At 66.3% G+C, this 24,925-nt stretch carries 22 protein-coding genes and 1 CRISPR repeat array; of the genes, 10 read left to right on the top strand and 12 right to left on the bottom strand.

The genetic code is table 11. The features are described from left to right. Positions 1 to 193 precede the first annotated feature (193 nt). Together AW06_RS04135 and AW06_RS04130 are read left to right on the top strand one after the other, a co-directional pair. Positions 194 to 1,138, top strand: coding sequence for a hypothetical protein (locus tag AW06_RS04135; protein ID WP_034946017.1), 945 nt, complete (start codon positions 194 to 196; stop codon positions 1,136 to 1,138). A 9-nt stretch (positions 1,139 to 1,147) separates the two neighbouring features. Further along, positions 1,148 to 3,958, top strand: coding sequence for a tetratricopeptide repeat protein (locus AW06_RS04130; RefSeq protein WP_034946015.1), 2,811 nt, complete (start codon positions 1,148 to 1,150; stop codon positions 3,956 to 3,958). A 12-nt stretch (positions 3,959 to 3,970) separates the two neighbouring features. Here the strand turns inward: AW06_RS04130 and AW06_RS04125 are convergent, their stop codons facing one another. Beyond that, positions 3,971 to 5,020 carry a M14 family metallopeptidase gene (locus tag AW06_RS04125; RefSeq protein ID WP_034946013.1) on the bottom strand — a complete coding sequence of 350 codons (1,050 nt, stop codon included), beginning with the start codon at positions 5,018 to 5,020 and terminating at the stop codon, positions 3,971 to 3,973. A gap of 328 nt (positions 5,021 to 5,348) precedes the next feature. Between AW06_RS04125 and AW06_RS04120 the strand changes: the two genes are divergently transcribed. From AW06_RS04120 to AW06_RS21455, 4 genes are all read left to right on the top strand, one after another. Next, the gene (locus AW06_RS04120) at positions 5,349 to 5,846 is read left to right on the top strand and encodes a transposase (RefSeq protein WP_034946011.1); all 498 of its coding nucleotides are present in this window, start codon (positions 5,349 to 5,351) and stop codon (positions 5,844 to 5,846) included. A gap of 341 nt (positions 5,847 to 6,187) precedes the next feature. Beyond that, entirely contained in the window at positions 6,188 to 6,349 is a 162-nt protein-coding gene (locus AW06_RS04115) for a hypothetical protein (RefSeq protein ID WP_171047425.1), read from the top strand. Between the two features lie 169 nt (positions 6,350 to 6,518). Further along, entirely contained in the window at positions 6,519 to 7,229 is a 711-nt protein-coding gene (locus AW06_RS04110; protein ID WP_273704366.1) for an SUMF1/EgtB/PvdO family nonheme iron enzyme, read from the top strand. After that, entirely contained in the window at positions 7,111 to 7,506 is a 396-nt protein-coding gene (locus AW06_RS21455) for an SUMF1/EgtB/PvdO family nonheme iron enzyme (protein WP_337958743.1), read from the top strand. The genes AW06_RS04110 and AW06_RS21455 overlap by 119 nt, the downstream gene beginning before the upstream one ends. A 72-nt stretch (positions 7,507 to 7,578) precedes the next feature. Here AW06_RS21455 and AW06_RS04100 read toward each other — a convergent pair whose 3' ends face one another. Continuing rightward, positions 7,579 to 7,872, bottom strand: coding sequence for a four helix bundle protein (locus tag AW06_RS04100; RefSeq protein WP_034946002.1), 294 nt, complete (start codon positions 7,870 to 7,872; stop codon positions 7,579 to 7,581). Between the two features lie 304 nt (positions 7,873 to 8,176). Here AW06_RS04100 and AW06_RS04095 point away from each other — a divergent pair, with 304 nt between their 5' ends. Next, positions 8,177 to 8,473: a hypothetical protein gene (locus AW06_RS04095; RefSeq protein WP_034945998.1), complete on the top strand. Its 297-nt coding sequence runs from the start codon at positions 8,177 to 8,179 to the stop codon at positions 8,471 to 8,473. A 45-nt stretch (positions 8,474 to 8,518) separates the two neighbouring features. On the opposite strand, the gene AW06_RS19870 is transcribed toward AW06_RS04095, so the two are convergent. From AW06_RS19870 to AW06_RS04055, 8 genes are all read right to left on the bottom strand, one after another. Further along, positions 8,519 to 10,888 carry an SUMF1/EgtB/PvdO family nonheme iron enzyme gene (locus AW06_RS19870; RefSeq protein ID WP_273704364.1) on the bottom strand — a complete coding sequence of 790 codons (2,370 nt, stop codon included), beginning with the start codon at positions 10,886 to 10,888 and terminating at the stop codon, positions 8,519 to 8,521. Next, positions 10,885 to 11,895, bottom strand: coding sequence for a hypothetical protein (locus AW06_RS04085; protein ID WP_034945995.1), 1,011 nt, complete (start codon positions 11,893 to 11,895; stop codon positions 10,885 to 10,887). Before AW06_RS04085 ends, AW06_RS19870 begins: the two co-directional genes overlap by 4 nt. A 19-nt stretch (positions 11,896 to 11,914) precedes the next feature. Further along, positions 11,915 to 12,877, bottom strand: coding sequence for a MoxR family ATPase (locus tag AW06_RS04080; protein WP_273704363.1), 963 nt, complete (start codon positions 12,875 to 12,877; stop codon positions 11,915 to 11,917). Between the two features lie 24 nt (positions 12,878 to 12,901). Further along, positions 12,902 to 14,233 (bottom strand): TIR domain-containing protein, encoded by a 1,332-nt coding sequence (locus AW06_RS04075; protein WP_034945992.1) that lies wholly within the window; start codon positions 14,231 to 14,233, stop codon positions 12,902 to 12,904. 182 nt (positions 14,234 to 14,415) lie between these two features. Then, the gene (locus AW06_RS04070) at positions 14,416 to 16,431 is read right to left on the bottom strand and encodes a tetratricopeptide repeat-containing protein (RefSeq protein WP_034945989.1); all 2,016 of its coding nucleotides are present in this window, start codon (positions 16,429 to 16,431) and stop codon (positions 14,416 to 14,418) included. A gap of 27 nt (positions 16,432 to 16,458) precedes the next feature. Then, positions 16,459 to 16,857, bottom strand: coding sequence for a hypothetical protein (locus AW06_RS04065; protein ID WP_034945986.1), 399 nt, complete (start codon positions 16,855 to 16,857; stop codon positions 16,459 to 16,461). 74 nt (positions 16,858 to 16,931) lie between these two features. Beyond that, entirely contained in the window at positions 16,932 to 18,101 is a 1,170-nt protein-coding gene (locus tag AW06_RS04060) for a patatin-like phospholipase family protein (RefSeq protein ID WP_034945983.1), read from the bottom strand. Between the two features lie 217 nt (positions 18,102 to 18,318). After that, complete coding sequence (locus AW06_RS04055) at positions 18,319 to 19,740, bottom strand: glutamate-cysteine ligase family protein (RefSeq protein WP_273704362.1); 1,422 nt, start codon at positions 19,738 to 19,740, stop codon at positions 18,319 to 18,321. Positions 19,741 to 20,245: 505 nt separating this feature from the next. Between AW06_RS04055 and mtnA the strand changes: the two genes are divergently transcribed. From mtnA to AW06_RS04040, 3 genes are read left to right on the top strand one after another with little or no spacing between them, the layout of a single operon-like run. Then, on the top strand, positions 20,246 to 21,331 hold the full coding sequence (gene mtnA / locus AW06_RS04050; RefSeq protein ID WP_034946046.1) for an S-methyl-5-thioribose-1-phosphate isomerase: 1,086 nt from the start codon (positions 20,246 to 20,248) through the stop codon (positions 21,329 to 21,331). Beyond that, a complete protein-coding gene (locus AW06_RS04045; RefSeq protein ID WP_034945977.1) occupies positions 21,324 to 21,977 on the top strand; it encodes a class II aldolase/adducin family protein in 654 nt (217 codons plus the stop codon). The genes mtnA and AW06_RS04045 overlap by 8 nt, the downstream gene beginning before the upstream one ends. Positions 21,978 to 22,009: 32 nt before the next feature. Continuing rightward, on the top strand, positions 22,010 to 23,629 hold the full coding sequence (locus tag AW06_RS04040) for an NAD(P)/FAD-dependent oxidoreductase (protein ID WP_034945974.1): 1,620 nt from the start codon (positions 22,010 to 22,012) through the stop codon (positions 23,627 to 23,629). A 57-nt stretch (positions 23,630 to 23,686) separates the two neighbouring features. Here the strand turns inward: AW06_RS04040 and AW06_RS04035 are convergent, their stop codons facing one another. Together AW06_RS04035 and AW06_RS19865 are read right to left on the bottom strand one after the other, a co-directional pair. After that, on the bottom strand, positions 23,687 to 24,244 hold the full coding sequence (locus tag AW06_RS04035; protein ID WP_034945971.1) for a peroxiredoxin: 558 nt from the start codon (positions 24,242 to 24,244) through the stop codon (positions 23,687 to 23,689). Positions 24,245 to 24,273: 29 nt separating this feature from the next. Next, positions 24,274 to 24,444, bottom strand: coding sequence for a hypothetical protein (locus AW06_RS19865; protein ID WP_171047336.1), 171 nt, complete (start codon positions 24,442 to 24,444; stop codon positions 24,274 to 24,276). A 204-nt stretch (positions 24,445 to 24,648) separates the two neighbouring features. Further along, a CRISPR array of direct repeats spans positions 24,649 to 24,896; the repeat unit is 36 nt; unit sequence GTGCTCAACGCCTTTCGGCATCAAAGATGACGGCAC. Positions 24,897 to 24,925 lie beyond the last annotated feature (29 nt).

Below are 24,925 nucleotides of genomic sequence, written 5' to 3'. Positions count from 1 at the left end.
CCTTGGCTCGCGATGGGCCGACGTGCGTGCCTTCCGCGCCGCACTGAAAACCCGCTGGTGCGTTGGTGATACCATCAAGAACCTGCACCCCACGTTTCGCAACTGGAAGATGCCCTCCGTACCGCCAGCACGCTGGAAACCCAGCGCCTCACCTATATTCTCTCGACCATCGTCTTGTGGCTAGGGTGCTTCGATGAAAGACCGCTATGCTCGCGAAGTCATCAACGGGTTCCCGTATCCCGTGGCGGCCATGTTCGTCAAATTGCGTACCGACGAATGTCTGGACCCCGGCCCGAACCGGCTGCGCTATCTGTTGAGCACCGGCGAAGCCATCACGCGTTTTCTCGGAGTCGTGAACCTGTGCCAGGCGCGGGACTTTGCCGAAACGGCCAGGCGCGTTCCGCCGCACGCGCTGCGCGCGGATTTCAAGCCGCGCTTCGAACGCATCGCCTGGGGAACCTGGCTGCACCTGGCTCGGGAAAGTCTGCGCTGGCTGCTGACCGAACCCCAGGCAACGGTTCTGATCCCGGAAATGGGACGCTTCTTTTTCGATCCCCCACCGGCCGACAGCCGGGCGCTGAAGGCGCTCGGCGAACTGCTCACCTTGCGCAACGGACTCAGCCACGACAAAATCAAGGTCATGCACGCGCACGAATTCCAGGAACTGTGCGGCCGCGCCCAGGAACTCCTGGAAAGCGTGCTGGAAGCGCTGGAGTTTCTGCTGGATTATGAATTGACCTTCATCAGCGAAATCGACGTCGAGAAACGCCGCCGGCACGAGCCCGTCTTCCGCCACCGCCTGATGAGGCTGATTGGCAATTCGGGCGATTTCGAAGGCGACCGCCACAACCAGGCCATCCCCCTCGATTCTCATGCCGTGATCCTCAGCCATCGGGAAAGCGGCCGCCATCTCAACCTGGACCCGCTACTGGTGTATGAAGCGAAGGCCGGCAAGGCGCCCGACATTTTCTTCTACAACGGGATGAAGAACCCCGACCAGGCCGATTACACGGCCTGCAAGCATGGCGGGAATTTTCGGGGCAGCGAGTCCGAAAGGGCCGCCAATCTGGCCGAGGAACTGACCATTCTGTTGCAGATGTTTGGCGACACCGCAACCATCCCGCCGGCGCTGGTCTGAGGAATCGCCATGGATGACCCTGAAAGCCTGGATATCCTGTTTGCCGATGTCGGGGCGGCCAGGGACCAGCATCGTTCCCCCTTCAAGTTTCTCGATGCCTACGGGGTCGGGGACCGCAGCCTCTTTTTCGGGCGCGACAACGAAATCCGCGATTTGTATGCCCGCTTCTATCGCAGCCGGGTACTGCTGGTGTATGGAGAATCGGGGACCGGCAAGACCTCGCTGATCGAATGCGGCCTGCGCAGCGAAATCCCCGCCGAAGAGGCGCTGTTCGTCACGGTGCGCACCGCACAGGACCCGTTCGAGGCCGTGCGGCGGGCCCTGCAGCGGGTGTTGGGGAACGCGCTGGAACGGGATCTCGACGCCCTGCTGCGCGCGGTCATCGAGCAAAAGAACAAGATCCTGGTCCTGGTATTCGATCAGTTCGAGGAATTCTTCCTGTTTCAGCCCGCCAGTGTGCGCCAGGCCTTCGCCCGTACGGTGCAGGGCTGGCTGGAACAGGAAGGGAACTGCCGCCTGGTGATCGGCCTGCGCGAAGAATATCTGGCGCGGGCGAGCGAACTGGAACCCTATTGGCCAGGCCTGTTCCACAACCGCTTATGGATTCGCCATCTGGCCAGAAGCGACGCCGAAGCCGCGATCGTCGGCCCTTGTGAGGTCTGCGGCGTGGCCCTTGAACAGGGCCTGGTGCCGCACATCCTCACCGACCTGAGCGGCGGTGGCAGCGAAGTGGAATTGCCGATTTTCCAGGTGGTTTTCGATTCGCTCTATCGCAAGGCGCTGCTCGAAACCCCGGAACATCCCCGCCTGACGCTCGACGCTTACCGGGAATTGGGCCAGATTCAGACCATCCTGGGCCGCTTTCTCGAAGAGCGTGTCCAGAGTTATGGGGAAGGCAGCGAGCTTGCCCGCCAGATTCTCAAAGCCCTGGTGACCGCCGAGGGAACCCGCCAGTTCGGGAACCGCCAGAATATCGCCATCCGGGCCCGGCAGTTCGGCCCGGAACTCAGCGATGCCCAGGTCGACGAGTCCTTGCAACGCCTGATCGGCGACCGTCTGGTCCGCGAAGACCCGGACCAGCACTGGTACGAACTGCGTCACGACGCCCTCGCCCGGCAGATCCGCCAGTGGATGAGCGGCCTGGAACAGGACCTGGTGGACCTGCGCCAGACCCTGGAAAACCGGCTGCTCGAATACCAGAGGCATGGGCGGCTGCTGGAAACCGATCTGCTGGCCACGCTCCCGCCGTTTGAAAACCGCCTGGCCCTGCGTGGCGAACTGGCCGAACTGGTGGAATTCAGCAAGCGCCGGGCACGGCAACACAAACGCCTGCGTTTCCTGGCGGTCGCCACCGTCTTCACCGTCGTCATGGCCTTCGGCGTGTTCAGTTTCGTCCAGTGGCAGGAAGCGAAACGCCAGAAGGTCCAGGCCGAGGCCAACTTCAGACGGGCCAACGAAGCCGTGGACCACTTCTTCACCCAGGTCAGCGAATCGACCCTGCTCAACCAGCGTGGATCGGAGCCCCTGCGCCGGCAGCTCCTGGAAAAGGCGCTGAATTTCTACCAGGACCTCGCCAACCAGCGAGCGGAAGATCCGCAGATGCGGGCGGAACTGGCGGCGGCCACTTTCCGGACGGCAAAAATCCGGAACCTGTTGGGCGACCATCGCCAGGCCGAAGCCGCTTATCGCCAGGCCATCGCCGACTTTGCGGTGCTGGCCCGCGACCATCCCGAGATACCGGAGCATCAGAGCTATCTGGCGAGGAGCTACAACAACCTCGGTCTCCTGCTCGGCGACGGCGGTGATGCCGCGGCGGCACGGACAGCCTACCAGAATGCCCTGGACCTGCTGGAACGGCTGGCCCGAGACCATCCCGAGGTGCCGGCGTACCAGAGCAGACGGGCCTTGAGCGAGCACAACCTGGGAATTCTGCTCAGCGACGGTGGCGATGCGGCGGGCGCGCGCGCGGCCTACCAGAATGCCCTGGACCTGCAGGAACGGCTGGTGCGGAACCATCCCGGCGTGCCGGAGTATCAGAACAACCTGGCGATGAGCTACAGCAGTCTAGGCGTTCTGCTCAGCGACAGCGGCGATGCGGCGGCGGCGCGGGTGGCCTACCAGAAAGCCCTGGATCTGCGGGAACGACTGGCGCGAGACCATCCCGAGGTAGTCGAATACCAGCACAAGCTGGCGATGAGCTACAACAACCTGGGCCTCCTGCTCAACGAAAGCGGCGATGCGAAGGCGGCGCGCGCGGCCTACCAGAAAGCCCTGGACCTGCAGGAAGGGCTGACGCGGGACCATCCAGAAGTGCCCGAATATCGGAGCTACCTGGCGGAGAGCTACAACAATCTTGGCATCCTGCTCGGTGGCCGCGGCGGTGATTCGGCCGAAGCGCGGGTGCCGATCCTGAAAGCCGCCGGGATCTTTGCCCGCCTGACCCGCGAATTTCCCCAGCAGGTGGCTTACCGGGCAGGCTGGGCCAGAGCGGAAGGAAATCTCGCCTGGATCGAACTGATTGCCCGGCAGCCACGGGAGGCCATTGCCAGCGCCAGTCGCGGCCTGGAGGCCGACCCGCAGCAGCTCTGGATACGGATCAATCTTGCGCATGGCTATCTGTTCGACAACCACACAGCGCAGGCTCTGGCCATCTATACGGAAAACAAGGACAAGAAGCTGCCCGAAGGCAAGACCTTCGCCGAAGCCGTCCTCTCGGACTTCAAGGTATTTCGGGCCAGGGGACTCCAGCATCGGGACATGGCCAGGATCGAACGACTGCTGCGGGAAATCAGTGACCACGGTCATGACGGATCATCATGATGCAGGCCTAATCTATAGAAGCTGGTCGGCGCACAACGCACGAGCAGCGCGTTCGCGGCGAGGAAAAGGCATTCGTTCCATCAGGTAGCACAGACAGTCCTGGCGAACGACCCGCTCATCGAGGGTCAGCATCGCCGGCATGGCCGCGCGCCGCAAGCGGATCGTCCCCCTGCGGCAATCGAAGAATTCCGCCGTCACGTCGCGGCCGCCCTCGTCGCGAACCTCGACCGGCAGGGGCAGGCGCGTTCGCCCGAAGACCGTGCCGGGATCGAGTTGCCGGAAGTTCATGTGGTCGAGCTGGGGATCGAAATCAATGTCGGCTTGCGCTTTGCCAAAGCCGAACGATGCCGTGCTCGGCACCCGCACCGTCGCGACCGTATGGTAGAGATCGATGTCGTGCTCGTGCACGTCGTGTGACGGGAACTGTGCAAGATGCAGGCAGGCTTCGACGAAACGGGCCGCGTGCGCCTCGTTGGCGGCGATTCCGGGCTTGCCGCACTCGATGGTCAGGGCCGGACAAAGGGGCGAAAACGCCATCGTCTGTGTCCCTGCAAGGCCACGGAAGCAGACGACGGTGCGGGAAAACAGCAAGGCCAGGTGCAGGACCGTCTGGTCGACCTGATTGACCACGCAGTAATGCGGATTGAGACCGGTGTTGTTGTGAATGTCGATGCTGGCGAACAGGCCGCGCGCCTGCATCAGGCGATGCACCTCGCTCATCGTGGCGTGCTCGGGCGAATCCGTGTGGGCAATCGCCCCGGGCCAGACGCGATTGTAGTCGGGTTGCTGGTCGAGCCGGCGCATTCCCACCCGCGCGGCAGTGACGTTGCCGATCAGAATCGACAGTGCCCGTGGCAGCCGCCGTCCGGCGTAGTCGCGCAGAACACTCTGCAGCGCGACGACGCCACTGTCTTCGTTGCCGTGCAGCAGCACCGAGACGAACAGCGGCGTCGAGCGGCGTCCCGGCAGGTGGATCAGTGTCGGTCCGGGCAGGATGCGATGCAGTTCGCGGGCAGGGGTGTCAAGAAAACGTTCGGGCAGGGTGTCGAGGACGGTCAGCATGATGCACTCATATCGGCCACTGATGCACGGGCATCAGGTGGCGCTGGTGGTTGAGAGAATCGGCGGGCAGCCGGAAGAGTGGTGATGCGGGCGGAAGATCCTGTCTTGCAAGCATTCGTAGGGCGCCGAAATATAAGGCCGCATTGGCGAGCATGTCGATGATGCCGGGCCCGGCGGGCATCGCCCGTTGTTCAACGCGCCAGTGCGCCAACCCGTTGTCGTCAAGGCCGATGAACAGGCGACAGATGGTACCCTTGTGCCAGCCGTAGGTTGGGCTGAGGAACGAAGCCCAACACCCTACCCCACCCCACACCTCGAGGACAGCCCCATGGACTATCGCCGCGCGCAAACTCCGGGCGGAACCTGCTTCTTCACCGTCAACCTCGCCGACCGGGACTCCGATACCCTGGTCCGCCACCTCGAAGCGCTACGCACGGCGATGACCACGGTTCGGGAAGCGCACCCGTTCAAACTCCTGGCCATGGTCGTTCTCCCGGAACATCTGCATGCGATCTGGCGCCTTCCCGCGGAGGATGCCAACTTCGCTCTCCGCTGGTCGCTGATCAAGGCGGGTTTTTCGCGTAGCCTGCCCAGGAGCGAAACCATCAGCCCCAGCCGGCAAAGCAAGCGCGAACGCGGCATCTGGCAACGCCGATACTGGGAACACCAGATCCGTGACGAAATCGACCTCGAGCGCCATATCGACTACATCCACTACAATCCGGTCAGGCACGGCTGGGTGAAGCAGCCGACCGACTGGCCGCACTCGACGCTGCATGCGTACATCGAACGGGGCATCGTCGCCGCGGATTGGGGGCGAAGTTGATCTGTGGAGTATGGGGTGGGGTTGGGGGTGTTGGGCTTCGCGAAGCTCAGCCCAACCTACGGCGCTCTTCGTTTGGGCTGTTGGGCTTCGCGGGCTCAGCCCAACCTACGGCTCTACGGCTCGGCCCGACCTACGGCTGCGGTGGGGCACAGCAGTGCTCCGCGAGGCGCGGCTGGCGCCTGCCCGTGAAAACCGGCTGCCGCCGTCGTGCTTCCCGCAACGACGGCGTGCCTCTATCATTAGGTTCCGTCTTCCGAATCGCTCCCGGATTCTTTTCCAGCATGTGCGCGACGCTGTTGCTCCGACCATCACCCTGCCGCGGAGGCGGCGCGGGAATCGTCGTGACCAGCCGCGAGAGGGTGGGTGTCGGCGACGATGGGCTGCTCGCCAGCGGAGTCCGCAGCCGGCCGCTGCCGATCCGGCACGACCCCGGCGAACCTCCCGCAGCGCTTGCCGGGTCAGGCCTCGTGCCTCCGGTCGATGACGAAGGAAGTGGCCTGTGACGACGGAAAACCGGATCGCCAATGCAACAACCCCGGCGACCCTCCCGAAAATCTTGCCCGTTCTTGCCCCGCAATCATGGCGACTCCTCCAGCGAACTCCCCGGCCCCGGCGCACGCGCCGGATGAGCATACGCAGACTTCCACCCACCCGGCGCGGCGAACGATCGTCTTGCCCGACCTCGACTGGGTCGACATCCCGGGCGGCGAGTTCCGCTACCAGCAGCGCCAGCGGCGCACGCTCGGCACGTTCCGGATCGCGCGCTACCCGATCACCAACGTCCAGTACCAGACCTTCGTGGACGCCGGCGGCTACCGCGAAGAGCGCTGGTGGCAGGACTTGCAGCGGCCGGAACCGCAACCCTCGCGCTGGCCGCAGGGCAATCGCCCGCGGACGAACGTCGACTGGTACGAAGCTGTCGCCTTCGCGCGCTGGCTGAGCGCCCAGCTCCGCTACGAGGTGCGCTTGCCGACCGAGGAGGAATGGGAGCGTGCGGCAGGCGGGCCCGAAGGGCGCGAGTACCCGTGGGGGGTGGAGTACGAGAGCGGACAGGCGAACATCGACGAAACCGCCAGATGGGGAAGCGAGAAGGTCGGCGGGTGGTACCTGGGCCAGACCGCCGCCGTCGGTGTCTATCCACACGGCGCGTCGCCCGAGGGTGTCCTCGACCTGTCGGGAAACGTCTGGGAGTGGTGTCTCAACCAGTACGACCAGCCGGAGACGATCCAGCCGGATACAAGCGGTCAGTCGCGGGTGCTGCGAGGTGGCTCCTGGGACTACCTTGCGGCCCTCGCGCGCGCGTCGCGGCGCGACAGGAACCACCCCGACTACCGGGTCAACGACGTCGGTTTCCGTTTGGTGTCGTCTGCCCCCATCATTTGACCCGCTGTTCGCTGCCGACCGGCGCTTGCGAGCTGCGATAATCGGTCCCGCTGGCTCGTCCAGCGGGGTGCCCCGGAATCAGACGCGGGTGCTGCGCGGCGGCTCCTGGAACAACAATGCGGCCAACGCGCGCGCGTCGCAGCGCAACAGGAACCACCCTGACAACCGGAATGACAACGTCGGTTTCCGTTTGGTGTCGTCTGCCCACATTGCCGCTTCCGCCAGGTTCGCCGGGACCGCCGACCACGGTTTGCGGTACGCGACGGCGGGGCTTTAATGGCGCGGGTGCATCCCGTCCGCACGCCTCAAGCGTCGGGCGCATGGCAAAGCGCGGGGCGCCCCGGGATTTCTATCCTGGGGTGCCTCGTTTCTCCGCTTCGTATTTCGTCCAGCCGCCGAGCAGCCGGCCGAGTTCCGCGACCTGCCGGCCGACATGCTCGTACTGGCCGTCGTTCAGCCAGTGCCAGTGGTGTGCCAGCCGCAGGTACAGGCGCAACTCGTCGAGCCGCGCGTCGGCTTCCTGCAGGCACTGCCGGCGTGTCGTTCTGGTCGCCTTGCGCGCGCGAAACAGCAGCTCCTGAGGCGCTGCACGATGGTGTGGCGGTGTACCTTCGGGAACGTTTCGCTCTTCGGGACGAGCCACGCGAGCAGATCGAAGCAGCGGGTCAGGATGATGAGTTCGTCGTGCATGGGCCAGGAATTCTCCTCTGATTTTGCCAAGGTCGTCGCCTTTTCGAACCTGATGCAGGCGTGGCGACAGGCGGCGCGCGGCAAGCGCGCCTCGTACGGGGCCGCTGCCTTCGAGGATCGCCTCGTGCCGTGTCTACCTGCATCCCTTCGATCTCTTCGTCCGCGACGAACTCGGCTGTCGCGCGTATCTGCGCTACGTCGATGACTTCGCGCTGTTCGCGACCGACAAGCCTACGCTGTGGCGCTGGAAGGAAGCCGTGCGCGATCGCCTCGGCGCGCTGCGCCTGCAATTCCACGAAGGCAGCGCGCAGGTACAAGCCGTGGCGCACGGCGTTCCGTGGCTCGGCTTCGTCGTCTACCCGACGCACCGTCGCGTCAAGGCACGCAAGGTCGTGCAGGCGACGCGTAGCCTGCACGGGCGTTACGCGGCGTGGCAGCGCGTCGAAATCAGCTTCGCCAAGTTCGACGCCAGCGTCCAGGGTTGGATCAACCACGTTCGCTACGCCGATTCCTGGGGATTGCGCAGCCATGTGCTCGAACCCTTCGTTTTCTAAAAAATCGCGACCGCCGCGCAGCGGCGGTCGGCAGCGAACAGCGGGTCAAACGATGGGGGCAGACGAAACCAAACGGAAACCGACGTTGCCGTTCCGGTCGCCAGGGGGGTACCCGTAGCGCCGCGACGCGCGCGCGTAGGCCGCATTGAGGTGCCAGGAGCCGCCGCGCAGCACCCGCGACTGACCGCTCGTGTCCGGCTGGATCCTCTCTGGTTGGTCGTACTGGTTGAGGCACCACTCCCAGACGTTTCCCGACAGGTCGAGGACACCCTCGGGCGACGCGCCGTGTGGATAGACGCCGACGGCGGTCGTCTGCTCCAGGGACCACTCGCCAACCTTCTCCCCGAAGCCATATCTGGCGGTTTCATCGATGTTCGCCAAGCCGCGCTTGTACTCCGCGCTCCATGGGTATTCGCGCCCCTCGCGCCCGCCTGCCGCGCGCTCCCATTCCTCCTCGGTCGGCAAGCGCCCCTCGTAGCCCAGTTGCGCGCTCAGCCAGCGCGTGAAAGCGACGGCTTCGTACCAGTCGACGTTCGTCCGCGGCCGGTTGCCCTGCGGCCAGCGCGAGGGTTCCGGTTTTGGCCGCCGCAAGTCCCGCCACCAGCGCTCTTCGCGGTAGCCGCCAGCGTCCACGAACGCCTGGTACTGCGCGTTGGTCAGCGGGTAGCGCGCGATCCGGAAAGCCGGCAGCTTGCGCTTCTCGCCTTGCTGATAGACGAATTCCCCACCGGGGACGTCGACCCAGTCGATCTCGGGCAGGCCGCGCGCGTCGAGACCGACGCCCCGGCGCGGATCGCCGATTCCGGCAAGCCGGTCGCCGATTTCGAGTCGCCGCGGTGGCGGCGTCTGCGGGTTTTCGAGTTCGGCAAGCAGCGCGCTGGCTTCGTCGCTGAGCGGCGGCTCTGCGGCGGATTCCTCGTCGACGACGAATTCGCGCACGCCGACGCCCCGGCGCGGATCGCCGATTTCGGCGAGGCGGTCGCCGATGGCGAGCCGCCGCGGCGGCGGCGTCCGCGGGTTTTCGAGTTCGGCAAGCAGGCGCTCGGCTTCGCCCACTGAAGGATCACGCTCGTCAACCGGCTGCGGCGTTTCGCCCGCAAGCCACGCGGCGAGCTGGCGCAGGAAGTCGCCGGTTTCCTCTGATGGCTGCCCGTCCCGCCAGCCGCGCACGTCGAGCACCGTCCCGGCACCGTAGCCGGCCTGCGGCAGTTCGACCGCGGGGTCGACGCGCAGCAGCGCGCTGCGCGTATCTGCCAGCGGCAGTTCGCCCCGCGATTCCTGCAGGCGGTGGCGCGCGGCACTGGTCCATAGGCGCAGCAGGTGGATGGGCTGGCCGGATGACCCGCCGCTCGTCGATTCGCCCTCCCCTGCCGTGGTCGCTTCCGGCTGCAACTGCACCAGGTGTCCGCGCGTACCGAGCCAACGGGCGACTGCGCGGGCCTGTTCCGCGTCTTCGGGCAGATGACTGAGCACGATTCGTGCCGCGTTGCTCGGCTCTTCGCCCGGTGGCAGGTCGACGAGGAGTTCGTAGCGCTGGTCGGTGATCGTGGCCAGGGCGATTCGCCGGCTTGCTGGCGCCAGTTGCACGCGGGTGCCACTCCGGACCACGTACCAGCCTCCTTGCTGGCCGTCCGCCGCGATGTGCAGCGTCGCCGGCAAGGGCGTCGGCAAGTCGATCGCGTCGTCCTGTTCGCCGGGCGCGACGAAGTGCAGCACTTGCGCACGCGTGGCTGGGTCGTAGCGGGCTTCGACCGACAAGCGCGCGGGGCGAAGCGAAACGGGGAGCCTCTCGGCAAGCCAGCCGGGGAGCCGTTCGGGCGCGCAGCCGGCGGGAAGTGGAGTCATGCTGCCCAGGCTGACCGCGGCGAAACGCGTAAGCAGTCGTGCCGCGTCGAATCCGGCGTCGGCAGCGCCTATCGTTGCCAGCGCTCGCGCGCCCCAGCGCGCGAGCCGGATGCGCGCCGGCTCGTCGCTCTCTTCGTAGAGGCGTTTGAGCATGTCTTCGACACCGCTGCGCAGTTCGTCACGGTCTCCCCGGAGCGCGGCGAGACGCAGATCCTGTTCGAGGCGATCCTCGGGATGCCAATGTCGCGTCTGTGCGCGGACGAACTCGACGACTTCGTCGAAGCGTTCCCGCTCGTGCCGCCACAGGCGATGGAGCAGCAGCCGCGCGGCACCCGCATGGAAAACGACCTCGCTGCTGCTGCGCGATGCAACGAGCGGGCTGAACCAGAGGAAGTACTCGATCTCGCTGGCACTGCCCGGAAAGAAGTGGCGGCGGGCGTTGCGCAACAGCAGCGGTTCGATGCGCGTCGCGGCGGCAAGCACGCGCGCGAGCGGTACGATCTCGGGGGTGCGACGACGGACATTGGCGACGACGTCGATTTCGGAGCGGGTCGGCTGCTGCCAGCTCATCGCGGCCAGGCGCCTGCGCGGTCGGTGCGCCGCGAGAGCATCGCCGCGCTCGTCCGCTCGTGCCAATGCACGAGCCGCGCGTGCGGCCCGAGGTCGCTCGGCCAGCAGGCTGGCGACCAGGGGATCAGGATGTTCAGCGGAGATCCCTGCCTGGCGCAGCGGCCGACGAAATCGTGCCAGCCGTCGCCGGCGAAGCGAGGAACGCGCCGGCCGGGCGCGCCGAAACCGGTGGCGACGACAACCGGGCGTCCGGGTTCGGGCTGCCACGGGACCGGATCGTCTCTCTCCGGCGGCCAGCAGTGCGCGTCGCCGGGCAGCGTGTCGAACTCGAATACGGACACGCGTTCCCTGCCGAGCACGTCCACGAACTGCTGCGAGAGATGGCGCAGGTCTTCCCACAGGGGCAGCATGCTGTCGCTGAAATTGAGCAGCAACTGACAGCCACGCGCCAGCGTTTCCTCCGGCAGTCTAGGCAGCGCACGCGGCAGGCAGCCCTCGATCAGGTGGCGCAGCAGCGCGTCGACGTCGAGTTGCTCGCCGGCGCGCGGCGTCGATAACGCGGCGGTGAACACGCCGCGCACGGTACGTGCGGGAAAGAGGTTCGCGCGGGGCAACGGGATGGTACGCCGCAGATCGAGGCGCTGGTAGCCGCTACTGATCCACGCGGGCTTTTCCGGGAGGGCGGTCGGCGATTGCGGATCAATGGCCTTTAGTGTTGCGCGCAGCTTTTGCGCCGGCAGATCGACGGGCGCTGGCGATCGTGGCGGCGCTGCGAGACCCGGCGGCTTCTTCTCGGCCAGCCGTCTCGTCTGGCGCCGAGCGCTCTGCTGGCCACGATCGTAAATGCGCTCGCTCTCCTTGGTCGAGGTCGCGATGTCCGGCGCGGACAGGCCGAAACCAAGGCTGGCGGCAATCGCCCGCGCCGTTGCCGCATCGCCTGGCTGCAGCTTGGCCAGTACGGTGAGCAGCTCGCCGAGATGGATTTCGCCCCTACGCGGCGGATTCACTGTCTGCCTTCGTGGCACTTTACGGCTCGCCAGGTTTGAGTAGCACGGCGCGCTCGACCTGCCGCCACACGGGATCGTCGGCGCTGATCCGGATGTCGAACTTTTCGCTGGCGCGTACGGCGTCGAGAAACTCGCTCGTTCCCGGAGGCCGCCGACCCATCTCCCTGGCCTTGGCGCGGAACCCGGTCATCTTCGCCGCGAGCGCTTCGACACGGCCGAGGTTGGCGTCGGCGTAGTGCTTGCGCGCAATCGCGACGAGTCGATCCGGGGTGGGTTCGTCGAGAACGAGGCTGACGCAACGGCGCAGGAATGCCTGCGGCAATTCGCGTTCGCGGTTGGTGGTGATCACCGTCAGCAACTCGTGCTCCGGGCTCGCCGACACGTACTTCCCGTTCGGCAGCCGAAAGCGACGCCGGTCGATCGGTTCGAGAAGGTCGTTCGGCAGGTCGGGCTCGGCCTTGTCGATCTCGTCGATCAGCAGCACGGTCCCGTGTGGCGGCGCTTTGCGCGTCCGTTCGATTCCCGGGAATGCATCGCAGATGCCGCATTGCCTGGCGTCGTCTGCTGAGAGGTTGTGCCTGCTTGCGCTGCCGCGGTCGAGGGCCCACCAGAAGACTCCGGGGCGATAGTAGGCCTCGTCGGCTTTCAGCGCGCACGCACCGTTGGTCGCTGCGGCGCGTTGCGCGTCGTGCAGGCGACTCAGGTGATCGATCTCGACGGTAAGTTTTTCGAGCCGCGTGCGCGAAGTGATCGTCTCGCACAGGAAGGTCCAGCCGATCTCGGCGGCCAGCGCCTCGGCGAGGCAGGTTTTGCCGCAACCCGGAAGACCAGCTACGAGCAATGGTCGTTGCGTCACCAGAGCGACCCGCAGTGCCGTGACCGCCTCGGCGGAGAAAAGGTAGGGATCGATCTTGCGGTTCGGGTCGCCGGCGAAGCAGGCGTCGGCGGGAGGAACCAGCTCCCAGGAGGCTCGTTTGCTCATCGTGTTCTTTCGTGTTCTTCCTTGCTAACTGTTCTTGATCAAATCCCAGGTGTCGAGTTCGCAATCGTGCTGCTTCTCCTCGACGAGCAGGTTCAGCGCGGGGTCGACCACGCGGACTCCCTCGGGCAGGCCGGCAGGCATGTCGTCGTCGATGCCGAGCACGACGAGCAGCCCCTGGTACTGGCCGTGCAGCGTTCGCAGGTCGTCGACGAGGCGTGCATCGCGGTCGGGCCACAATGTCGGAGCGATGAAGACGACGATCTGCCAGTCGTCCGCGCGCAGGCTGCTGAGGCGCCGGCGCAGTGCTTCGTCGTTGGCGCGGCTGCCCCGGCACAATTGCGCGCGCAGTTGCTCGCAAACTTCGTCGGCGACTTCTCGGTCGGTAGGTATCCGGGCGATTGGAACCCACTGGAAGCGGCGCGTTTCAGGCCAGGCGCGCTTCAGGTAACGATTCAGCGTGTAGTAGGGTCGCTCGGGGAAATCCGGGTCCTCGGCAGCCAGGAATGCGCCGTTCAGTACCAGGGCTTTGGCGCCGGCGTCTTTCTCGGTCAGACACGCGGCGGCGTTCGGCTTGATCCATTGCGCGTTCAGGCACTTGAGCAGGCCGGCGCAGTGGTTGCCGTTGTGTCCGGCGCTCAGCAGGTGGTCAAGAAGCTTTTGCGTACGGCGCAGCGTGTCCTCGCCGTCTTCGAGGAGGTGCGCGGCAATCGACCTTGCGTAGCGCGTCGCGCGATCCGGGTGCGCGACGCACGGCCGGCACCCCGGACACAGCTTGTCCCAGAGCGCTTCCAAGACTTTCTGGCCGAGGTTGCGCGCGAGCCACGCCTCGACTGCCGTGCAGGTCTGCCGGTAGGCACTCGGCTGGCCGCTGAACAGCGTTTCGGGCTCGCCGAGGATCGGCCGTAGTCGGGCGACGATCTCCTGCGCGCTGCTGACTCCGGAAATCGCTTGCAGCCGCTTGAGTCGGAGGGCTGCAAAGAAGCCTTGGTCGAGGTCGGCGACGGTCGTCTGGCCGGCGAGCAGAACGGGGACCAGGTGGAATCCGGGGTCGTTCCTCGCGCGGCTGTCGAGAACCGTCGCTTCGAGTTTCACCCAATCGGATTCCTCGACGGCGCGGCGCGAAAACACGATCAGGGCAGCGTCACAGTCCCAGAGCAAACCATGCAGCACCGTTTCCCAATCGTCTCCGGCGTGAAGCTCGTCGTGGTCGACGAGCACTTCCACCTGCGAGCTGTAGACCTGCTCCATCTGCCCGGGAAGGTCGAGCAGCAACCGCCAGTTCGCCTGCGCCTGCGCGTCGCTGGTCTCGTCGTCGCGCAGGCGCGAGCTGTGGCTGACGAAAAGTTTGAGTGGCATGGGTGGGGAGTCAGGGGCTCGGGGATTGAGATTGGGGAAAGGCCTGCGGGCTGCGTCCTGCGCTTTAATGTGAAAGTCGTGTCAGCGACTCGCGAACCTCCCCTCTCCCCTCGCGGGAGAGGGATTGGGGGAGGGAAACGGTCATGACTTTCATGATCGGGGGGCTGGAAAAGTCATGACCGTTAGCCGCTCGCCGCGAGCAGTTGCCGGCTGTCGATCGGCTCGATCGCGAACGCGCCGGTTCCGCGTGCCTGGCGCACGACTTCGGCGACGCCACCGGTCGAGGAGTCGTTCTCGTCGCCGTCCCACAGGGCGAGCAGCGTGCGCGCGTTGCAGCGCGACGCCTGCGCCGAGCGGACGATCCAGCGGATTCCGCGCTGCCAGAGTTCGGGCTTGCGTTCGTTGAGCCAGTGCGGCAGCTCGGGGCCATCCTGCAGCACGCGGATCGCTTCGGTGTGCTGGCGCGCCAGCGCGAGCAGGCGGTTGCGCCAGCCGTCGTGCTTGCCGAAAGCCAGCGCGGAGACGTCTTCGAGCGGCATCGGCAGGCAGAGCAGCGTCGGGATGCCGAGTTCGGCGCAGACTTCGTGTGCCAGGATGTCGGCGCCGGGAGCGGCCGAGGCGAGCAGCAGCAGCGGCCCGTGTTGCTCGCGCAGGCGCACGAAGCGCTCGCGCAGCAGCTCGCGCGCGGTCTGCTCGGCGTGCGCCGGGAAGCGCGGCGGCCTGCGGCCGGCTTCGTCGATCTGATGGCCGGCGAAGAGCACGAGGTGCGGCGGCGCGGCCGCTGGCGGCTCGTCGCGGCGCAGTGCGGCGATCAGCGCCTCGGCGATCGCCGCGCGCAGGCCGATCGCGGCGAACAGTTGCAACTGGCCGATCGCCGCGCCGCGGTAGAACGGTTCGAGGCCGAGCAGTGCGTGTTCGTAGTCGTCGAGCAGGATCGACGGGTCGGCGTTCAGCCCGGCTTCGTCATCGGTGAGGAAGCGCAGGTCGGCGCGGCTGATGCGCGCCCAGCAGCGGTCGCTCTCGCTGCCGTGCGCGAGGCCGCGCTCGATCGCCGCGGCGACGACGTGGCGCAGCGTGCGCAGCTCATCCTGCAGCTCGCCGCGCTGCCGCGCCGCTTCGCGCGGGCTGCGGAACATCGCCTTCCAGCGCCTTTCGCCCGACAGCGAGAGCAGCGCGTGGCCGACCTGCAGGCAGGCGATGCCGCAGTAGAACGAATTGAGATCGCGCTGGAACGACTCGCGGTAGGCCTGCCAGCTATCGAGCAGTTGGCGCTTGCACGCGCGTGCGCGCCGCTCGCCGGTGTCGGCGATGCCCTCGAAACCCTGGCGCCACAGCGTCTTGAGGTTGCGCCCGCGTAGCGCGAGCGCTTCGGCGTGCTCGCTGGCCGGCAGGTCGGGGCGCTGCAGGACGTCGTCGAGCGCGCGTTCGGCGCGATCCATCAGCTCGGGCCTGCCGCTGCGCCGGTAGCCGCGCTCGTAGATGTTGGCCAGCGCGAAGCGCACGCCGGTCTGGCGGTCGCCGAGGCGCAGCAGGCGTTCGAGGCTGTCGCGCGCCGCTTCGAAGTCTTCGATCGCCTGCTGGGCGAAGGCGACCAGGCGCAGGCCGGGGCGCTCGAAAGGCAGGTTGCGCAGCTCGTCGGCGAGCATCAGGAGCCAGCCGCGGTCGCGCGCGACTTTCGCGCGCTGCACTTCCTGCACGAAGTCGTTCGGCACGGCGGCGTCGGACGGCGCTTCGGGCAGGTCGCGCAGCGCACGAAAAATCGGGCTGTCGGTTTCGCGTTCGCTCGCTGCGCCGCGGCGGATCGCGGCGACGAGTGCCGGCACGGCGTCGGCCGGGCGCTCGCACGAGTAGGGCAGGTAGCGGAAGTCGCCGAGATCGAAGGGCGTCCGGTCGGCCGATTCGCTGCACTTGAGGAGCACCGTGCGCTTCCTGCGCAGCGCGTGCCGCGCGCCGAGCTCGTAGAAGACGTTGGCGTTATGCACGCTGATGTCGCAGACGACGACGTCGGCCTGGAGGATCAGCCGGTACATGTCGTCGTGGATGCTTCCCGAGTCGGGAATCTCGCCGGTCGTGCCGCCCTCGAAGTCGCACAGCGCCAGTGCCGGCGCGATCAGCTCGCGGTCGGTGCGCTCGAAGTCGAATTCGTTCCCCGAGCCGTCGCGCTTGACGCCGAAGCCGCGAATGACGAAGTAGCGCATCGCACACCTCCCCGCCAGTGGCGCCGCTTATTCGTCGGGTTCGTAGAGGCGCGCGAACTTCCCGGCGCTGATCGCGTACGCGTCGCCGCCGTCCTCGCGGTTGCTGACCAGCCAGTCGCCGGCCTCGTATGCCGTATGGCCTTCCTGAGTCGCGACGCTGCCGGCAGCCGCTGCCTGCTCGGCCCAGACCGGCGTGCTCTTGACGTACGCGCCGCAGCCGACGCGCCGGTAGGTGCGGGCAAACGTTCCGGCGTCGATGGTGTAGACATCGCCACCATTGTCGACCAGCCAGTCACCCGGCTTGGCGAACTGTTCGTTGCCCCACTTGTGGTAGTGCAGGCCCGGTGTTTCGAGGTTGAGCTGGACGGCGGCGACGGCCTGGTCGGCACGGCGGCGGTAGCGGCGGCGGGTGGCGGGAGCGTTCATCGGCAGTAAATGGCAGGCAGGTGACAGGAGGTAGAGGGAATGGTGCGCGGGGTGGGCGCGGAGCGAGCCGGGAACTACCCGGCCGGCAGGTCGAAGTGCGCGGGGAAGTCATGCGCCTGGACGTCGCGTTCGCCGACGAGCATTCCGAGCCGGTGCAGCACCTCCATGTTCTCCGGCGCGTCCATCTCGCTGAGCGAGGCGACGCGCTGGTCGTCGCGCAATTCGGGGGCCAGCGCGCGCACCTGTTCGGCGGCCAGTTCCAGGTCGTAGCGCAGATAGGTCAGCAGCGGCGCGCCGGCGAGCAGGTCGTGGCGCAGGTCGCCGACTTCGCGGTCGATCGTGCGTGCGGTCGGGCTCGAGCTGAGCCACTGCAGCAGCGTCTGCTGCATCGTCGCGACGTCTTCCATCATCGCCAGCAGCGCCTGGATCGCCTGTCCGGCGGCGATTCCGGCCTGGGCGACTGCGGGGTCGGGCCGGCCGGTGCCGAGCGAGACGAGCAGCAGCTTGTCGGCGCCGCTCGGCCAGCCGATGCGGTAGCCGTCGAGCGTGGCGACCATCAGTGCCTGCAGCGCCGGGTTGTTGTACGGGCTGACGCCGCCATCGACGAACAGGCCTTCCTGCCCGATACTGCCCTGGCCAGCAGCGATGGTGATCTTTTCAGGGTCGAAATACGACGGCGCAGCGGTCGAGGCGCGAACGACCTGCCACAGCGGGTAGTCGCCATTGCCGATGCGTCCCTTGCCGTCGCCGTGGAAATAGCGGCCGCGCGGGTTGTTCATCAGCGGCCACGGGCTGCCGGTGTCGAGCCGCTTGGTGACGACGACGAGGCCGGTCAGCAGGCGATCACTGCCCAGGGTCGTGTCGTCGCCATAGACGCGCTGCAGCTCTTTGCTCAGCGTGCTGGCTTCGTATTTGGCGCGCAGCACGCCTTTGCGGAACAGGCTCTTCGCGAAAACCTTGCTGCCGAGCTGACGGTACTCGGCGAGCACTTCGGCGACGCGCATTCCCTTGGCCAGCGCGGCGGCGATGATCGCGCCGGTAGACGTGCCGGCGATCAGGTCGAAGTAGTGCGCCAGGCGAAAGTCGTCGCCAGCGCGATGCCGCTCGGCGAGCATTCGCTCGATGCGTTCGAGAATGCCCAGCGTGAGAATGCCGCGCAAGCCGCCGCCGTCGAGCGCGAGTATGCGCTTCGGCAGGCCGTCGGCGGCAAGATGCTGGTCGCGGGTTCGAATCGTATAGCTCATGCGTTTTCTCCTGCACTCCTGAAGCACGTTCATCGTGTCGCAATACTTGGCAGCGGCGAGGCTTGAGGACGTCCCGGTTCGACCGGGGGTGCATTGCGCTAGCCGGCCCGTCGCCGGATCGCACAAGCGCCCGCCATCATAGCACCTGCCGGCGTGGCGATTCCCGGCGATACCGACCGAAGACCGCCGCCCGACGGCTCAGCATGAAGTACTCCACTCATATCGGCCATTCATGCACGGGCATGAGGTGGCGCTGGTGGTCTAGATAATCGGCGGTCAGCCGGAAGAAGTCATGGTGTTTCCGGTAATGGGCGAGTTGCCAGACAGCACCGTTGCGGCGGCTGCGCAAGCGGCCGGCGATCACCTCCAGGTAGCGCTGGATATCCGCGGCCGCCAGATCGAGCTGCTCCAGACCGGCGCGCGCCAGTGGCAACAGCAGCTGTTCGAGCAACTCGCAGGCAGGCATGCGCCGTCCGTTGAGCCACCTCAGTTGCGCGTTGAAGCCATCCCGCGCGGCACGGTAGAAATTGTCCTGAGCGATGGGGAAAGGCAGTTGTGATTCGGGCGGAAGGTCCTGTCTGGCAAGCATTCGTACGGCGCCGTAATAAAAGGCCGCATTGGCGATCATGTCGATGATGCTGGGCCCGGCGGGCATCACCCGTTGTTCGACGCGCAAGTGCGGCAAGCCCTGGTCGTCAAAGCCGATGAGCAGGCGATTCCAGCGCCAGATGGTGCCGTTGTGCAGCCGCAGGTGGGCATACGATTCGACCGGGCCCAAGATTTCGACCGGCAGCAGCACCGCGTAATTCGCCAGATTCTCGGCGAAACATGCCGTCGGGTCGGCACCGAGGTAGCCCGAACCGAAAGTCACCCGCCTATGCTGCGGATGTCCGGGGTCACAGCAATCGACGGCCTGCTCGAAGAGTGGCACCCGCGTTTCGTACCAGAGCGCGCGCTCGAACAGGAACGGCGAATTGGCGGACAGTGCCAGCAGCGGCGCAGCGAGCATCAGCGACGCGTTGTAGGTACGCGCCGCCTCGCTGGCCGGTGTCTGCAGATGTACCTGAAAAGAGGTGGTCGCCGCCTCGAGCATCACGTCGGCGTGCGTCGTGGACAGGTTTTCGATGCCGGCAATATCGAGCGTCAGCGGCCGGCCGCCACGAAGCAGCAGAATCTGCTCGTTGAGCATCGCGTAACGCCGGTAGGGCGACATGCTGGCCAGCGACAGATCGGCCTCGCGGATGGTCGGCAGCGTGCCAATGGCGATCAGGGCCGCATCTTCCAGCGCTGCGACGCGCAGGCATTCCTGCCAGGTGGCAACGAGTTCGTTCTCCAGCAGCGACAGCGCCGGACCGACCAGTGGCTGTGGGGTACCGTTGAGTTCGACGTTGAAGCGCGACAACTCGGGGACCACCAGCGGGTTGGCCATGCGTGCCAGGAATGAGACATTGCGGGGTACCGGAAAGAGTTTCTCGTCGATCAGCCAGGCTTCGAGTTCGAAACCTGCCACCAGATCGGTGTTGGCGAAGTCGCCGCGTGCGTAGGCATCCTGGGCGTGCCGCGTCTCCAATGCCAGTCGCTGGCTGAAACGTGCAAAGTCGTCGGCGGTGAAACCGTTGTTGCCAATCTCCTGACCCATCGGCAATGTCCCTCCCAATCCAGTGCGCGATTACCGCTGCCAGCGGAGAAACCGCGCGTCACGCGATTATGGTCGATCGCCCCGGTGTGCAGGTGAACAGTAACCGGATAGCCTAGGCGACTGTTGCTGACCTCGACGATCCGGTCAACGCCTTGCCAGACAGGTTCCAGGGCCTCTGGCTGCGGCAAGCCATCCCGTCAGCAATTCGCTTGCATGCCGCCTGCGCGACTCACGAACCATCCCTCTTCCTCAGGCGGGAAAAGAGGCTGGGGCGAAAGTGGATATTCTGCGGACATTATAGGCGATGATTCCCTGAAGCAGGCGCACCTGGTCAGCATCCTGCTGAACTCACGGGGATCAGGACATCGCCGTCGCAAAACGCCAGGCAACCGGTCCTGCTGGCCGAGTTCAGCGCTCCAGCCCCCGCAGCCCCCCTGCCCCGCACTGTGCATCGATGCCCTGCGCGATCATTGGCAGCGCGTGGTCGGCTGGTAGAATGACGGTCATGAAAGTCCAGGGCAAACCCACGCGAACGATCACCCCCGTACCCCAGGCCGGTGCCATCGACATCATCGACCAGACGGCACTGCCGCAGGCCTGTCGGGTGTTGAGACTGGACAGCCTGGAAGCCGTGGTGGAGGCGATCTGCAGCATGCAGGTACGCGGCGCACCGCTGATCGGGGTCACCGCCGCTTATGGGGTCGCGCTGGCGCTCACCTCTCGTGCCGATGACGCCACCCTGCTCGCCGCGATCAGGGCGCTCGGGGCCACGCGGCCGACGGCGGTCAATCTGCACTGGGCGCTGGCGCGCCTGCAAGCCTGCCTGACGCCGCTGCCGCCGCCACTGCGTGCCGAGGCGGCGTGGCTCGAAGCGGACAGGATCGCCGAGGAGGATGTGCAGCAATGCCGCCGCATCGGCGAGCACGGCCTGCAATTGCTGCGCGCGCAGCTCGGCGAGCGCGGGCGCATCGAGATCATGACCCACTGCAACGCCGGCTGGCTGGCGACCGTCGACCACGGGACGGCGCTGGCACCGGTCTATGCCGCATTCGACCAGGGAATCGACCTCCATGTCTGGGTTTCCGAGACGCGCCCGCGCAACCAGGGCCTGCTGACCGCCTGGGAACTTCACGAGCACGGCGTGCCCCATACGCTGTTCGCCGACAACGCTGCCGGCCTGCTGCTGGCACGTGGCAGCATCGACGCAGTGATCGTCGGCGCCGACCGCATCGCCGCCAACGGCGACGTCGCCAACAAGATCGGCACCTACCTCAAGGCGCTGGCGGCGCGCGCCGCCAGCGTCCCGTTCTATGTGGCCGCGCCGGGATCGACGATCGACTTCGCCTGCGCAAACGGCACCGACATTCCGATCGAGGAGCGCGCTGCCGACGAGTTGCGGCTGCTGCAGGGATGCGATGCCGCCGGCCGGTCCGCCCAGCTCCGGCAACTTGCCGCCGAGGCCGCGGTTGCCAACCCGGCTTTCGACGTCACGCCGGCGAGTCTGGTCAGCGCCGTGATCAGCGAACGCGGCGTCTGCCCGGCAAGCAGCGACGGCTTGCGCGCGCTCTACCCGGAGAAAACGCATGGCTGATCTGCGCCAACAACTGATCGACAGCGCGCGCTGCATGCAGGCCGTCGGCCTGAACCGCGGCACTGCTGGCAACCTCAGCGTGCGTGTCGAGGATGGCGGCGCGGGCGCTGGCGGCGACTTCCTGATCACACCGACCGGCATGGCTTACGACAGTCTGCTCACCGCCGACATCGTGCACATGCACCGCGACGGTAGTTGCCAGGGGCACCGCCGGCCATCATCCGAGTGGCGCTTCCACCGCGACCTCTACGCGGCCCGCGCCGACGCCGGCGCCATCCTGCACGCGCATTCGCCGTTCGCCACCAGCATCGCCTGCCTGCGCCGCGATATTCCGCCATTCCACTACATGATCGCGCGCTTTGGTGGCGACAGCGTTCGCTGTGCCGCTTACGCGACCTTCGGTACCCAGGCGCTCTCCGACGCCGTCCTGCTGGCGATCGTGAACCGCCGCGCCTGCCTGCTCGCGAACCACGGCATGCTGGTCCTCGGCAAGGATCTGCAACAGGCGATCGACCTCGGCATCGAACTCGAAACACTCTGCGAACAATACTGGCGCGCCTGCCAGCTCGGTCAACCGGTGCTGCTCGATGCCGCCGAAATGGCGACGGTGCTCGACAAGTTCGCCAGCTACGGCCAGCAGCCTTGAGCGCTACTGCGGAGCACGGGAAGGAACCGACCATGTTGCGGATCAGCGACATTCGCCTTCCCATCGAGCATCCGCCGGCGGCGCTGGCGGCCGCGGTCGCCGCTCGCCTCGGCATAGCCGAGGCCGACCTCGGCGAGATCAGCGTCTTCCGGCGCAGTTGCGACGCGCGCAAGGCAGGTGCGCCGACCTTTCTCTACAGTGTCGACGTGGCGCTGCCCAACGCCGCCGCGGTTCTTGACCGATTCGCGGCCGACCGGCAGGTGCAGCCGACGCCGGACATGCGCTACCACTTCGTCGGGCGGGCGCCGGCGCAGCTCACGACGCGACCGATCGTCGTCGGCTTTGGTCCGGCCGGCATCTTTGCCGCCCTGATCCTGGCGCAGAGCGGATTCCGGCCGATCGTTCTCGAGCGCGGCAAGGCCGTGCGCGAGCGCACCCAGGATACCTGGGGTCTGTGGCGGAAGAAGCAGCTCAACCCCGAGTCGAACGTGCAGTTCGGCGAAGGCGGCGCCGGCACCTTTTCCGACGGCAAGCTCTACAGCCAGATCAAGGACCCCCGGCACTATGGGCGCAAGGTGCTGATGGAATTCGTCAAGGCCGGTGCCCCGGCGGAGATTCTCTACCTCAGCAAACCGCACATCGGTACCTTCCGGCTGGTCGGCATGGTCGAACAGATGCGCCGCGAGATCGAACAGCTCGGCGGCGAGATCCGTTTTCAGCAGCGCGTCAGCGGCCTGCACATCGAACACGGCCGAGTACGTGGCGTGACCCTGGCGAGCGGCGAGGAACTGCGCACCGACCACATGATCCTGGCGATCGGCCACAGCGCCCGCGACACCTTCGCGATGTTGCACGCCGCCGGCGTGTTCATGGAGGCCAAGCCCTTCTCGATCGGTTTTCGCATCGAACACCCGCAAGCACTGATCGACCAGGCGCGTTTCGGGCCCTACGCCGGCAACCCGCTGCTCGGTGCCGCCGACTACAAGCTGGTGCATCATTGCCGCAACGGCCGCAGCGTTTACAGTTTCTGCATGTGTCCCGGCGGCACCGTGGTCGCCGCCACCTCCGAAGCGAACGGCGTGGTCACCAACGGCATGAGCCAGTATTCGCGCAACGAGCGCAACGCCAACGCCGGCATCGTCGTCGGCATCACCCCGCTGGACTACCCTGGCGGACCGCTGGCCGGCATCGCACTGCAGCGGCAGCTCGAAGCGCACGCATTCGAGCTCGGCGGCGGTACCTACGAGGCGCCTGGCCAGCTCGTCGGCGATTTTCTTGCTGGCCGCCCGTCGACGCAGCTTGGAACGGTGCTGCCCTCGTATCAGCCCGGCGTGCGTCTGACCAGTCTCGCCAGCGCCTTGCCCGACTACGCGATCGCCGCCCTGCGCGAAGCGATACCCGCCTTCGACCGCCAGATTCGCGGCTTTGCCATGCCGGACGCGGTACTCACCGGCGTCGAGACGCGCACCTCTTCGCCGCTGCGCATCACCCGCGGCGACGATTGCCAGAGCCTGAACGTCAAGGGTCTCTATCCGGCGGGCGAAGGTGCCGGTTACGCCGGCGGCATCCTCTCGGCCGGCGTCGACGGGATCCGGGTAGCCGAAGCGGTGACGCGGGATTTGCTCGGACAACTGGCCCGGCACCAGGAGTGATGTGATCCGGTGTCCTGGACCAGCGTTGCCGGATCCTCCAGCGTCATCGTTCCGGCATCAATCGTCTGCATTGTGTAGCCAGGCGAGGACCTCGACGACGTTGCTGTCCGGCGGAAAGACGGGGTAGAAGACCTTCGCGATTTGTCCATCCTGCACGATCAGCGTCAGCCGCTTGAAGCATTCCATGCCGGTTACGCTGAAGGTGGGCAGTCGCAGCGCGTGCTTGAGCTGCAGGCCCGTGTCACTCAGCAATTGGAACGGTAGATGCAGCCTTTCCCTGGCCTCACGCTGAACCTCGGTGCTCTGCACACTCAGGCCGAAAACGCCGGTGTGCAAGGCTGCCAACTCGGCGTGGTGGTCGCGAAAACCGCAGGACTGCGGCGTGCAGCCGCGCGCACCGGGAATTCCGTCCCATCCCTCCGGCAACGGAAGTCCGGGCCGGCCGGTCATCGGATAGATGTAGATCACCCAACGCCCATGCAGCTCGTTCAAAGAAACGGTCGAGCCGTCAGTGGCCGGGAGGGCCAGAGCGGGCAGAAACAAGCCTTGCAGATGTGCTGCAGCACCGTCGTCCGTAGGAACCGGGAGGTTTTCCGGCAATTCCATGAAGTTCATCTGGTCACGCTGTCGGAACGACGCGGTAATCAACGCCGCAGACACCGCAGGCCGGCTGGCACCAGGTGTTCCCGGCTTGCGGTCCTGGCCGATCTGGCGGCTTCAGGCTTGCCCGGTGGCTGCCGTGCCTGCACGTTGTCGGCCACGAGCAGACCGGCAAGGTGTAGCGCCACACACCGGGCGAACGGGTGATCAACCATTGATCGTCTCCTCCTCGAAAGGGCAGCAGAAGGCCTGCGAAAAACTGCCTACGGGATTGTCCCACATTTGGGGCGTGTCATCAATTGAGAGCCTGGTCCAATGTGGTTCGCCACTTCCTGTCCGCCGCTGACATCAGTATTGCCGATCAGCCAGCGCACCACGGCACCGCCTGGAAGCCGGCGTGACCGCCCTGTAAGGAGAATGTGCTCAACGCCTTTCGGCATCAAAGATGACGGCACATGTCCGCGCTTTTGTGCCCTGCGAGCGCTTGCGGTGCTCAACGCCTTTCGGCATCAAAGATGACGGCACGACTATGCAGCTTGGAATGCAGCAACGGCTTATAGTGCTCAACGCCTTTCGGCATCAAAGATGACGGCACGAGTAAGGTTCCTTTCATGAGAACGCCAGGAGACCGGTGCTCAACGCCTTTCGGCATCAAAGATGACGGCACCTGTCGGCATATACTGAAATAGGTAACAA

Source organism: Candidatus Accumulibacter cognatus, assembly GCF_000584975.1.
Taxonomy (GTDB): Bacteria; Pseudomonadota; Gammaproteobacteria; order Burkholderiales; family Rhodocyclaceae; genus Accumulibacter; species Accumulibacter cognatus.
The sequence above is the reverse complement of the archived record's forward strand: the minus strand, read 5'-3'. Positions and strand labels throughout refer to the sequence as shown.

What these genes read in the sequence shown, in the direction of transcription:
- AW06_RS04135 (WP_034946017.1), top strand. Translation starts at nt 194, where the DNA reads ATGAAAGACCGCTATGCTCGCGAAGTCATCAACGGGTTCCCGTATCCC.
- AW06_RS04130 (WP_034946015.1), top strand. Translation starts at nt 1,148, where the DNA reads ATGGATGACCCTGAAAGCCTGGATATCCTGTTTGCCGATGTCGGGGCG.
- AW06_RS04125 (WP_034946013.1), bottom strand. Translation starts at nt 5,020, where the DNA reads ATGCTGACCGTCCTCGACACCCTGCCCGAACGTTTTCTTGACACCCCT.
- AW06_RS04120 (WP_034946011.1), top strand. Translation starts at nt 5,349, where the DNA reads ATGGACTATCGCCGCGCGCAAACTCCGGGCGGAACCTGCTTCTTCACC.
- AW06_RS19870 (WP_273704364.1), bottom strand. Translation starts at nt 10,888, where the DNA reads ATGAGCTGGCAGCAGCCGACCCGCTCCGAAATCGACGTCGTCGCCAAT.
- AW06_RS04080 (WP_273704363.1), bottom strand. Translation starts at nt 12,877, where the DNA reads ATGAGCAAACGAGCCTCCTGGGAGCTGGTTCCTCCCGCCGACGCCTGC.
- AW06_RS04075 (WP_034945992.1), bottom strand. Translation starts at nt 14,233, where the DNA reads ATGCCACTCAAACTTTTCGTCAGCCACAGCTCGCGCCTGCGCGACGAC.
- AW06_RS04070 (WP_034945989.1), bottom strand. Translation starts at nt 16,431, where the DNA reads ATGCGCTACTTCGTCATTCGCGGCTTCGGCGTCAAGCGCGACGGCTCG.
- AW06_RS04065 (WP_034945986.1), bottom strand. Translation starts at nt 16,857, where the DNA reads ATGAACGCTCCCGCCACCCGCCGCCGCTACCGCCGCCGTGCCGACCAG.
- AW06_RS04060 (WP_034945983.1), bottom strand. Translation starts at nt 18,101, where the DNA reads ATGAGCTATACGATTCGAACCCGCGACCAGCATCTTGCCGCCGACGGC.
- AW06_RS04055 (WP_273704362.1), bottom strand. Translation starts at nt 19,740, where the DNA reads ATGGGTCAGGAGATTGGCAACAACGGTTTCACCGCCGACGACTTTGCA.
- mtnA (WP_034946046.1), top strand. Translation starts at nt 20,246, where the DNA reads ATGAAAGTCCAGGGCAAACCCACGCGAACGATCACCCCCGTACCCCAG.
- AW06_RS04045 (WP_034945977.1), top strand. Translation starts at nt 21,324, where the DNA reads ATGGCTGATCTGCGCCAACAACTGATCGACAGCGCGCGCTGCATGCAG.
- AW06_RS04040 (WP_034945974.1), top strand. Translation starts at nt 22,010, where the DNA reads ATGTTGCGGATCAGCGACATTCGCCTTCCCATCGAGCATCCGCCGGCG.
- AW06_RS04035 (WP_034945971.1), bottom strand. Translation starts at nt 24,244, where the DNA reads ATGAACTTCATGGAATTGCCGGAAAACCTCCCGGTTCCTACGGACGAC.
- AW06_RS19865 (WP_171047336.1), bottom strand. Translation starts at nt 24,444, where the DNA reads ATGGTTGATCACCCGTTCGCCCGGTGTGTGGCGCTACACCTTGCCGGT.